This is a genomic window from Nocardia sp. CA-107356 (assembly GCF_050946365.1).
In the GTDB taxonomy this organism is placed as follows: domain Bacteria; phylum Actinomycetota; class Actinomycetes; order Mycobacteriales; family Mycobacteriaceae; genus Nocardia.
The window spans coordinates 3028599-3039762 of record NZ_CP191992.1 but is presented as its reverse complement, the minus strand read 5'-3'; the positions used below and the strand labels follow the sequence as shown (position 1 = coordinate 3039762).

General features: G+C 61.1%; 10 protein-coding genes. 6 read left to right on the top strand and 4 right to left on the bottom strand.

The window, feature by feature from the left end; genetic code table 11:
- Positions 1-544: 544 nt before the first annotated feature.
- Together ACQP1G_RS13525 and ACQP1G_RS13520 are read left to right on the top strand one after the other, a co-directional pair.
- Positions 545-1186 (top strand): HD domain-containing protein, encoded by a 642-nt coding sequence (locus tag ACQP1G_RS13525; protein ID WP_433203130.1) that lies wholly within the window; start codon positions 545-547, stop codon positions 1184-1186.
- Between the two features lie 259 nt (positions 1187-1445).
- On the top strand, positions 1446-2567 hold the full coding sequence (locus tag ACQP1G_RS13520) for a hypothetical protein (RefSeq protein ID WP_433203127.1): 1122 nt from the start codon (positions 1446-1448) through the stop codon (positions 2565-2567).
- A 258-nt stretch (positions 2568-2825) separates the two neighbouring features.
- Here the strand turns inward: ACQP1G_RS13520 and ACQP1G_RS13515 are convergent, their stop codons facing one another.
- The 3 genes from ACQP1G_RS13515 to ACQP1G_RS13505 are packed head-to-tail and all read right to left on the bottom strand — an operon-like array spanning position 2826 to position 4962.
- A complete protein-coding gene (locus tag ACQP1G_RS13515) occupies positions 2826-4001 on the bottom strand; it encodes an MAB_1171c family putative transporter (RefSeq protein ID WP_433203124.1) in 1176 nt (391 codons plus the stop codon).
- Positions 3998-4501: a hypothetical protein gene (locus ACQP1G_RS13510; protein WP_433203121.1), complete on the bottom strand. Its 504-nt coding sequence runs from the start codon at positions 4499-4501 to the stop codon at positions 3998-4000. Before ACQP1G_RS13510 ends, ACQP1G_RS13515 begins: the two co-directional genes overlap by 4 nt.
- A gap of 32 nt (positions 4502-4533) precedes the next feature.
- A complete protein-coding gene (locus ACQP1G_RS13505) occupies positions 4534-4962 on the bottom strand; it encodes a helix-turn-helix domain-containing protein (protein ID WP_433203109.1) in 429 nt (142 codons plus the stop codon).
- A 900-nt stretch (positions 4963-5862) separates the two neighbouring features.
- Between ACQP1G_RS13505 and ACQP1G_RS13500 the strand changes: the two genes are divergently transcribed.
- From ACQP1G_RS13500 to ACQP1G_RS13490, 3 genes are read left to right on the top strand one after another with little or no spacing between them, the layout of a single operon-like run.
- Positions 5863-6594 (top strand): tryptophan 2,3-dioxygenase family protein, encoded by a 732-nt coding sequence (locus tag ACQP1G_RS13500; protein WP_433203118.1) that lies wholly within the window; start codon positions 5863-5865, stop codon positions 6592-6594.
- Positions 6591-7718: an aminotransferase class V-fold PLP-dependent enzyme gene (locus tag ACQP1G_RS13495; RefSeq protein WP_433203115.1), complete on the top strand. Its 1128-nt coding sequence runs from the start codon at positions 6591-6593 to the stop codon at positions 7716-7718. The genes ACQP1G_RS13500 and ACQP1G_RS13495 overlap by 4 nt, the downstream gene beginning before the upstream one ends.
- 31 nt (positions 7719-7749) lie before the next feature.
- Positions 7750-9006, top strand: a complete 1257-nt coding sequence (locus ACQP1G_RS13490) for a tryptophan 2,3-dioxygenase (protein WP_433203112.1) — start codon at positions 7750-7752, stop codon at positions 9004-9006.
- A gap of 67 nt (positions 9007-9073) precedes the next feature.
- On the opposite strand, the gene ACQP1G_RS13485 is transcribed toward ACQP1G_RS13490, so the two are convergent.
- Entirely contained in the window at positions 9074-9502 is a 429-nt protein-coding gene (locus tag ACQP1G_RS13485; RefSeq protein WP_433203109.1) for a helix-turn-helix domain-containing protein, read from the bottom strand.
- 260 nt (positions 9503-9762) lie between these two features.
- On the opposite strand from ACQP1G_RS13485, the gene ACQP1G_RS13480 reads away from it, so the two are divergent.
- Positions 9763-11148, top strand: coding sequence for a hypothetical protein (locus tag ACQP1G_RS13480; protein ID WP_433203106.1), 1386 nt, complete (start codon positions 9763-9765; stop codon positions 11146-11148).
- Positions 11149-11164 lie beyond the last annotated feature (16 nt).

Sequence of the window (11164 nt, the reverse complement as noted above, 5' to 3'; positions counted from 1 at the left end):
ACGAAGAGCGGCTGGGCCGCCGGTAGGCAATGCCTCCCGGCGGCCCGTTGCGTCGCGATTGAAGGTCACGTCGCTGGGGCGGGGACCAGGGCTGGGGCGGCTGGTACTGACGTACACCGGCAGGGCGCGCCAGTTCGGTACGGGCCGTACGTCTCGCCGACGGCTGACATCCAGTTCGCGCCAACTGGCCACTGCACTCTCCCCTTTGATGAAAGGTAAATGGCCGCAACGGAGTTCGTCTGAGCCGACCAGAAGCTCAACTGGAACTCTTCGGGATAACGCTTGGCCACGAACACATCTCCTTCGACGATGCCGTGACCAGAAGTCAACCAACCGACTCCGGAAAATCCGGGGCGCCGTATGTCCGGCGCGTTTGGACATCGATGGTCGGGGAATCACGCAGGCCCGCAGCCACTTCGAGGCCGAACCGGCGCGCGACTCCTCCGCCCGCGCGAGGTTCGGCTTCCGCGAGGGATGGCCGCGACGCTCTGGCACCCGTAGAGTTAGAGGACTCTTGCCCGGGAGGCGTGCGTTAGGAGACCGAGTGGCTGACAGCACAACCGAGCTAGCGGAGGCCGGCGTGGTCACGACAGTCTTGGAAAAGTTCTCCACCAACCTTGCACGAATCGCACGCGCCAATGAAATACCGGATTCAGCTAGCGGATTTCGGAAAGAGAACGACGCCGAGCACAGCTTCGAATTGGCGTTGGTTGCTATCGCGGTGGCTGACCTCATCGATCCGGGACTGGATCGCGGTCTCATTGCTCGGCTTGCCCTCATCCATGAATTGGAAGAGGTCTACTGTGGCGATGTTTCGGTATTCGATTCCGCCAGTCGGTCGGAAACCCGCGCCTTGGCGAAAGAGGCGGCCGGCGTCCAAGTGCTGCACGATTTCGACACGCTATCCCCCTCGATCTCCGCAGACTTCAGAACATATATGGAGATGGACTGCGACGAGGCCAGATTTGTTTATGCACTCGATAAAATACTTCCATTCTTCCATGTCTCACAGAATGGCCGTCACCATGCTCGGCCAACATTTTCTGAATATCAAGAGAGTTGCGTAGTCGCCCGTAGGAAGGTGTCGAAATTTCCAAAACTGCTACCACTGTTCGATCAAGTATCCAATGACGTCGGATCACGGCTTGCATCACTGAATGGTGACGCAGTTTCCGATGTCTCCTAAATCGATATCCGTTCATCTTTCGCCACATATCGTCCAATATCGCGACGGAAGTGGCTCGAGGTAAGGTCAAGCCGCCCCACCCATCGGTACTTCCCCTCTTTGACGGTGTCCGTAATCGCTTCCGGCAGGCGAGCGAATTTCTTCACCACCGCATACCTTTCAGGAGAAGGGAAGACCGGCGAACATGAGCAACTCGCGCGCGCTGCACGCAGCCGCAAATAAACCGTGGCCCTATAACCCGTTGGTTACACTGATACGTTTGCATAGCACCGAAATAACCGTCGATACCGTTGATCGCTACGAAAGGGAGCACGACTTCAAGGCGAGCTCGTTCGACCTAGCGGTTCAAGTGATGATTGTTGCGTGTAGCTATGAGCCGGATGATATTTGGCTCGCAGGTAATGATAATGTCGTGAAGATTGCGTCCGAGCTTGTAACAACAGGCGCTGCTGATTCAGCTCTTGACGTGCTCGAATACGCGATCGAGCAGGGCCGCGTCCATCTCAATATGGATCTCATAGCGGCGATCGCCACTCAGCAGATAACAAGGCTTCATCGTCTCCACGCGGACCGCAAGGAGGAATTCGAGCTACCCGAGCATGGCGACGAGACGTTATCACCTTTTCCGCCTGGCGCGGAAATCACAGGACCCCTGCTCATGGATGACCGCTTTGAAGGTGCGGCAGGTGGAGCGGTAGCCACGGAAAAGTTTACCGGTAGAAAAGTGATATTCAGACCTATTGATTTGGATCTCACGAGGGCATATATAGAGTCTTTTCATTACCTACACACGGCGAGGGACGACGACTCACTTGCTTTCGGAGCGTTTGTAGACAAAGCTAATTCGCCATTCGCGATAGTTAGCTATTCCCCGGTCAGTCGAACGTATAAGAAGAATATTCTCAACGCGGCGGGGATCGATCATCGACGCGCACTCGAGCTCACTCGCGCCTGGAACAGCGAGGCCTCGCCGAAAAACACCATGAGTATGTTGTACGGTTATGCTCATGCTAGTATTCAGAGGTTGTCGGACGGTGAATCCGTTGAGCAACAGGCTATCATTACGGCAGTGAACCCGAATTTAGGTTTCAAGGGTAGCGCCTTTCGCGCGGTCGGCTTCGGCCTAATTGGCGAAAAGCCAACCTCATACCATTATCTAGTCGATGAGAACGGGCAAAAAGCTTACCTGCCACGGCGGAGCTTAACCGATATTTCGCGAATGCCATCGACCAGTGCTCAGTGTGTGACGGCCGCCCTTCCATTGTTACCCACCAAGGAGTTGGCCGTTATTATGCGGGGCCGAAGAAGGTTGCAGCCGGCTACGAACGTCATCTACCGGGTCAGCGAGGCGGAGTATCGTCACGAAGCGCTCTCTATCTGATTGATATCCCAATTCAGTGCCGGCAGCCCGTGTTGTGGCGGGTATGTTCCACCGCGAGGTGGGGAGTCGTGCTGTGGCTTCTGTGGACAGTTCTGCACTGCCGCCTGCTCCCCCCTCATCATCGGTGACAATCTGGTGTACCGCGCACCTCACCGTCAGCTACACCAGAACAGTCGGACCGGTCATCGCCGCACTCGCTGACCGTGCGTTCGCCAACGGCTGAGCCGGCCAGTCAGGTCCGAATCGTGGCGGTATGCCTCAGTTCTCGTGTCCAGGCGCTGCCTGGACACCCGCCATCTCGGAAGATCGCAGGGCGCGGCTGACACGTCCGAGCCATCTGGCTTCGTCGAGCAGCGTGTCTGCGCCACTGTGTTCGGCAGACAGGGTCATCGTCGTGTTGTGCCGAGGCGGTATACCTGCCTGCTTCGCCTGGATCGCGGCCGCGATGACGGCCGCCTCGATCACCGGGCCGCGCTCATGGTCCGGAAGGCCGAGCGCATCGGACCGTTCGACGGCCAGTCGCCGCACCTGCGGATCGGCATACCCGCGCAGCGCTAGTTGCGCGTCCCGAATGTCGATGACCCGGCGACAGAGCCGGAATTCGGCGTCCCGCAAAGGATTCCATTCGCGGCCGACGGGGAGGGGCACAGCGCACGCCGTGCCGGTGGCGGATGTCAGGTGCCAGCTCAGCCCGCTGAGTTGTCGTTCGGTTCGGTGGCATCGGTAAGCGTGCAGCAGCGACTCGAGAGCCTCACCGCCCGAGGGCAGTGCCATGCCCGCGATGACGATGAGCAATCCGGTGACGGTCAGTACCCCGTCGACGGCGGCATACATCGGCTGGGGTGTGTGGCCGAGATCGACTACGACGAGTGTGTAGCCGAGAAAGGTCAGTCGCGCCATCACGACCATGCCGCCTATCGCGATGACGCGGAATCCGATGCGTAACCATGGCTTCGCAGTGAGGACGGCGTAGCGGAACCCGAACACTACCGCCGCGACGGCGCTGACACCGCCGTAGCAGATGAACAGATACCGATACTGTGCACCGTTCGGAGACGTCGACGGGGACATGACGAACAGCGCGACAGCAGCGGCGACGACGACAACGAACCCCGCGTAGCACAGCCGCGACCTGCGGCGAGCGATCTCGGCTGGTGTCGTGAGGTACACGAACCACATCTGGCTCGCGCATACCGCGAGCATCGCCGTGACATCACTGAGTAGTATGCCGATTTCCGGAACATGGGTGTGGTGGTCGATGGCATCGGACTCGAGCCAGAACGCCATGGTCGCCAGGATCGCGCCAGCAAACAGCGCACTCGCACGGTGCATCCCGTTGTCCGGATCCTGAAGGATGTCGCGAGCCTTGATGGCCAGGACAGTGACGCAAGCGAACGCCGTGAGCAAGATGGGGAGAATCGGTTCGTGGGTCACAGTGAGTTATCCAAGCGGTGGACGATGTCGGCTATCGCCGGATCGGCGGCGACGGTGACCGGCTGGCTCGCGCGGTGTGCGCGCTGAAGGAGCAACGTCGCCGTCATCTCCGCCTCGGCCTCCTGCTCGGTCGATCCGCAGGATCTGGCGAGAATCTGTCCCTCGATCCGATCGGCGATGTGCACGAACAGGCAGTGCCTTCGGTCATCGCCCGCCGGCTGACCCGTGTGACCGAGAAGTAGATGTGCGAGTTCGTGGAAGATGATCTGCTGGCGGTGAATCGGACTGGCGGACTCCTCGTAGATGACGGAATGCCCGCGTTCGTCGGTGATCAGCAAGCCGAGCGGACTCGCCGGCGGCAAGGCCATCGGGATGAGTTCGATCCGTCTGCCCAAATGACTCTCCAGACGCTCGCGCACTTCGCCGATACCGAAACGAGCCGGTAGCCAGAGCGTGTCGATTCGCCGTTCGCAGCGCTTCCGCAAATCAGTGGTCCGCATGGCAGTCCTTGCTCGGTCGAATTCTTCGCGCGCTACTGCTCGCCGGACGGACCCGCGGGCAGACGCTCCAATCGGCGAAAACGGTTGATCACATCGGTAACCGCCGCCAAACTCTCCGCAGACAGACCCGCCGCCCGCAACGCCACATCACGCACCCCCGCATCCCGCATGGCAGCCAACAGACCCAACTCGGCGTCGACCTCACGACTGGTCTCATCATCGAAGAAGTACGCAGCAGGAACCCCGAAAAACCGAGCCAACGCACTCAAGTGCCGAAAAGTCGGATTGTCCCGCTGACCGGTACGCAAGTACCAAACATACGAACCCGACATCTTCACCCCCTGATCACGAGCAACCGCAGTCGCGACCTCCTCGTTGCTGAACTCACGACCATCGGGCCTACGCACGACATCGAACAGATGGGTCAATTTCGACGCCAACGTCGAGGCTGTTTCATCCACCGATCGCCTTCCCGTCAACTGGAATGGTTGCAAACCATTATCGGCTGACGACCGTTGACAGGACACGCCACGCGTGGCAATAATCAGGGTCATCAACTGATGTGAAGAGATTTGGCCTCGCAATCACACATGTTGACATGCTGGCAGGTGCGTTATGTCGTCGCGAGAGGACCGGCAGTGGGCAGGAGCCACACCGGAGGCCGATCGTCGGCGGGTCCTCGGTTCACCGCAGCATTGCTCGACACCGGAGCGAGGAGGCCACGACCCTGGCTGTCCGCGAATACAACACAGTCCCGGCACCGCGACAGGCGGGGACCGACCGCGGTGCGATATCGCCGGTGTCGGTCGCAGTGCATACGGCTGGCATCACGCGCAGGCGGGAGTTCCGAAGGAGATCATGTGGGTCAACCGTTGTGGGTCGATGCCGATGAGTTGCGCGCGTTAGCGCTGGAGCTGCACCGGCTCGCCGCGGACTCATCGAGAACTTCTCCGGTCGCCCTTACCTGTGGTGCTGGGCGATCCCGCCTGCACGGGACCACCGATCCGTGCCGGTCGGTTACGAGCACCGCCGGTCCTATCGGCCCCGATAGTGAATTTGCCCGCAGCAAGAAGACCGGGTACCGAATCGCACGATAATTGGCTCCAATGCAAGAAGGATGAGATGAATTTCAACCCCTTTCGGACGGATGGTGTGAATCCGATCGGATGCAGGATATATCTTCGAGCTGCCCGCACGAGCAGTTCTCGAGTAGAGAGAACCCCCTCGCCCGGGGCCACGCCACGTATGGCTGTTCCAATTTCAGGTGACAACGAGCTGGGCTCGATCGCCTGGAAAATACCCGGCGGAAATCAGCCTTGCCGGCGACACATCGACGCAATGTGTCGCATCGAGGTGTTGCGATGAAGGATTACTCCCAGCAGATATTGGGTGGCGAGGGCGATAACGACTATGCCCGTTACATGCGCACCGATCGACTTCTAGATCTGCAGCGTCGCTCGGACGAGATGGTGCACCGTGACGAGTTACTGTTCCAAATCGTCCATCAGTCGACCGAGTTGTGGCTCAAGCTGGCCAGCGCCGAGTTACGCAAGGCGGCCGACGATATCGACAATGCCGATCCGAACAGCGCAATCGCATTGTTGACCCGAGCATCTCTGGCAATGGGGCTCATCACCGATCAGTTGGAGATGATGCGCCATCTGTCACCATGGGACTTCCAAACGATCCGTACCGTTCTCGGCCACGGTTCTGGATCCGATTCTCCGGGCTGGCTTTCGGTGCGGCGGGATAGTCGGATTATCGGGAAATCGTTCACCACGTTCGTGCAGAAGCGGGGCGTCGACCTTGCCGAAATATATCGGACCGAGCAGCACTCCGAAATACACCGTCTGGCCGAGGCTCTGATCGAATGGGATGAACGGGTATCTTTGTGGCGGGTGCGGCACTTCAAGATCACCGCACGATTGATCGGACATCATGCCACCGGCACACAGGGCACGCCGGTCGCAATGCTGACCAAACTGATCTCGCACAGGTTTTTCCCCGAACTGTGGGAAGTCAGAAGTCTCCTTACGGACACCGGGCCGATGGCGCAGCCGAATGCCGATCCTCCCCAGGAAGTTCGGCGATGAGTAGTCGACCGATATCTCCTGAGGCATTCCGATCTCACTTTCCGATGTTGCAACGCGCAGTACATCTGGCTACGTGCAGCCTTGGGGCGCGTTCGGTGGAGCTCGACCGTGCCATGGCTCGGATGCTTGCGGAGATGACCCGTGCCGGCGCAGCTTGGGAGGCATTCGAGAACCAGATCAGTGTGGCACGCAGTCGGTTTGCGGCACTGATCGGTGCGCGGGTCGACCAAGTGGCGGTAGTTCCCAATGCATCGATCGGCGCCTTCCAGGTCGCCTCTACGCGGAGCTGGCGAACTCGCCCCCGAATCGTCACCACAACAGCCGAATTTCCGTCTATTGCCCATGTCTGGCGTGCCCAGAGGCAGTGCGGCGCCGAGGTTGTAGACGCCGGTCATACCGTGGATAGCTTCACAGCGTTCATCGACCGAACAACCCGCTTGGTTTCGGTGCCTTTGATCAGTTATCAGCACGCCGTGCGGCTGCCGGTCGTCGAAGTGGTCCAGGCTGCGCACGCGGCCGGTGCCGAAGTCTTCGTTGACGCCTATCAGGCGGTTGGTGTGGATCCCGTGGACGTCGGAAGTCTCGGCTGCGATTTCCTCGTTGCGGGTACTTCGAAGTACTTACTCGGCTTGCCCGGCCTCGCTTTCCTCTACGCCCGTGCGCCCGAATATTCCGACCACATGCCGACTTTGACAGGCTGGTTCGGGCGAGTCGATCCGTTTGCTTTCAATTCCTTCCAATTGGATTACCCGGCATCGGCGACTCGATTCGAAACCGGTACACCGGCTGTGCCGGCATGCTATGCCGCCGTAGCGGGGCTGCAGCTTGTCGGTGAGCTGGATCTCGCACTTGTTCGCGATCACGTGTGGCGCCTGGGCGAACTGGCTCGCGAGCAATTGAGCGCCCAAGGTGAGCGTGTGCGCGCCGTCCCGCTCGAGCGCCGTGGCGCACATATCGGAATTATCGACGCCGACCCCGCCGGACTCGGTCGCCAACTGGCCGAAAATGACATCGCGGTCAGCCCACGTCACGACGTGGTGCGGGTGTCATTTCACTACTACAGCAATGTCGAGGACGTCACCGCCCTATGCGCAGCCCTGCGCAATATCCGACGTACGTTCTGAATTCTTCTTTTGCATCGACAGAAAGGCTCTGATGTCCACCGCCGAACTCATGTCGTGGCTATGTGTGCCGGCCGCTGAACGATTCCCCTACGACGCAGTTCTTCGCGGATATCACAGTGTCGGCAAGCACTTCGTGCCCACCGATACATTGGAACTGCTCGACCAGGCCCGCGCGGTACTGCCCCGGCTCGGCGGTCCTTGGCCCCCGGTACGAGTCCTTGCCGCATTTCTGGACTGTGCGCTGGATAAACTGGACAACCGATATGACTACCCGACTTACCTGGCGCTGCGGCTGCTCGAGCTGCCGGTCATCGATGACCCGATTGAGCAGGCGCTTTTCGCGCGGTCTCGGTGTGATCGGCGCACGGTGCAACTTCTCGCGGATGTGCTGGCCTTCGAACTAGCCGCGATACAGGACCGAGCCACCCTGCTGCCGACGATGCGTCCGCCACGCAATGTGGTCGACAAGCGGATTCGGCACGGATTGCGTGCGATCCAGCCAGCGCTGACGCGCCTGGCACTGGACCGCGGGTTGACCGACGACGAGCCGGTCAACCGGGCACAGCAAGTCAGCGCACTCGTACATGCTGATATGTCCTTCGCGGAGCGGCGTGCGCTCGAGCTGAGTATCCTTCCGGTCTACACCATGCACGACGAGTACCTGTTTCTTCGGGTGCTGCAGACCTTCGAAACAACCTTCACACTTCTGGCCATGCACCTGCGCGGTGCCGTGGCAGCACTGGCGGCCAGCGACGTGAGCCGAGCGGTCTACTTCATCAGCAACTCGACGACTGCGCTGCGCGAGGCGGCACCGCTGCTCTCGATGCTTGCCACGATGCAGATCGAGTCCTTCCGGACGTTTCGTCAGTTCACCGAGGGCGCCAGCGCGATCCAGTCGCGAAGCTACAAGCTCGTCGAGTCGCTGTGTCGGCGCCCGGACGCCGAGCGTGTCGACTCGCCCGCATACCACTCGGTGCCCGAGGTACGCGGCCGGATTCTGGCCGGCGGGGAATGCACGCTCGACGATGCCTACACCGGCGCGAGCCGCTCGGGCGACATCGCCGGATCCGAACTGGCGCGGCTGGCGGAAGTGATGGCAAACTTCTCGGCCGCTCTGCTCCGCTGGCGCACCACTCATTATCGACTTGCAGTGCGCATGCTCGGCGGTGCCAGTGGCACGGGATATACCGAGGGCACCCCCTACTTGGCAGCCTCGCGCACGATTCCGGTTTTCACCACCGTCGAGCCCATGGGCAATGTGGCTCCCGGCAACCCGATTGTGGTCTGACACATCGATCCACCCGACACGACTTGGTCGTAGCGGTGTAATGCAATGAAGGGCCGGTCGCCGCGCGCTACTGCTCGCCGGACGGACCCGCGGGCAGACGCTCCAATCGGCGAAAACGGTTGATCACATCGGTAACCGCCGCCAAACTCTCCGCAGACAGACCCGCCGCCCGCAACGCCACATCACGCACCCCCGCATCCCGCATGGCAGCCAACAGACCCAACTCGGCGTCGACCTCACGACTGGTCTCATCATCGAAGAAGTACGCAGCAGGAACCCCGAAAAACCGAGCCAACGCACTCAAGTGCCGAAACGTCGGATTGTCCCGCTGACCGGTACGCAAGTACCAAACATACGAACCCGACATCTTCACCCCCTGATCACGAGCAACCGCAGTCGCGACCTCCTCGTTGCTGAACTCACGACCATCGGGCCTACGCACGACATCGAACAGATGGGTCAATTTCGACGCCAACGTCGAGGCTGTTTCATCCACCGATCGCCTTCCCGTCAACTGGAATGGTTGCAAACCATTATCGCTTGACGACCGTTGACAGACAACGTCGGGCGTGGTGCAATCAGGTTCATCAACTGATGTGAATGATACCTGGATTCATTTCACACATGTTGACATAGACCGGCGTCGTGCGCGGGCGGGGTTCCGAAGGGAGATCATGTGGGTCAACCGTTGTGGGGCGATCCCTCGATGTCTCAGGTCCTGGCGTATACGTGGTTCCGAATATGTCGGAGTGCGCGGTGACCAGTTCCGGCGGTGCGGATCTCGCGGCGTTGGCCGATCGGATCGCGGATGGGCTGCGCCAGCTTGCCCCGCCCGGGTGGCAACGGTTGGCGGCGTGGTTCGCGATGACCGTGGTCGCCGAATCGGCGCAGCTGATGGTCGACGACGGCAGCCGGTCGATTCGGTACCAGGTATCGGATGCGGTGTGGGAGATGGTGCGTCGGCATCGGCAGCTGTCCGCGGGCTCGGAGTATGGGCCGTGGTGGCGGTTGCTGGTGCGCATCGACGCGGACAATGTCGAGGTCGTCCCCGATCACGGTGCGGAGGAGCCGTTCCCCGGTGAGCAGTTGTTCGCACCGGATGCCTATCTGGCTGACGTGGAACGCTATCCGCGCGCTCGGTTGCCGGTGTGGTTGGCGGCTTACATCGGGCACGGTGAACGCCAGTCGAGGCCACCGCAGGCTGCCGTAGACGGGAGCCGTGCGGGTGTGCAAGCGGTGGCCGTGGATGGTGAGCTGCCGGAGCTGGCGGTGTTGTGGGCCCGGTGGGCGGTGCTGGCTGCGGCCTTCGTGGCGGTCGGATCGAGGCGGGGACCGCGGATCGGACCATCGGTGGGCATCTTCGAAAGTGCGGGACGCAGCGGCTCGACGTTGACTCTGCTGCCCGGTGGCCGGGCGGTGCTGTCGGGCGGCGTGTGGGACGCACCGGTCTTGGACGCCGTGTACAACGGGAGTGGCGCGATGCCGAAATTGTTTGCGGGAGCACCGGATTGGGTGGCGGATCCGGTGCTCAATCCGCGTGCGATAACCGGATTGCTGTCGTTTTGTTACTGGTGGGAGGCCGGTCGATGGTATCGGGGCGAATCCGCTCCGATACCGGAGTGCGCGCCGGCACTGCCTGCGGTGTGGACCGTCTCGACGGTTGCGGGAGTTGTCGTCAGCCTGCTGGGTGACCGGTCGGGTGAAAACCCGCAAGCCGCCGAACTGTTGGTGTTGGCGGCGCAGGCGGGCGCGGTGAGTCGCGAGGCGATGGTGCAGGTCGTCGGCGATGGCGACGAAGTCGACATCGCCGGTGGACTATTCCAGTTGATGCTCGCGGATCTGGTTGCCGATCGCGTCGCCGGGATCCGCGAAGCGGATGCGCTCGATCTGGTCCGGGATCACATCCGCCAGCGGAGTTACGACACCACCGGATACTCGCTGTCGAGGTTGCGGGCCGATCGCATCAGCGTGGGCTGGTTGGTGCGCTCGCCGGTGCCGGACGGTGACCTGGCTTTGGACCGTGCGGTTTTCTATGTCGCTGACGATGGCGTCGTGGAGCGCTCCACCTCTTCGGTGCCGCTGTCGGTGTTCGTCACCGATTTCGAGCGACGGTTTCGGATACGTAGCAGCGGCCGAATCTGACCGACGGGATGCGGAG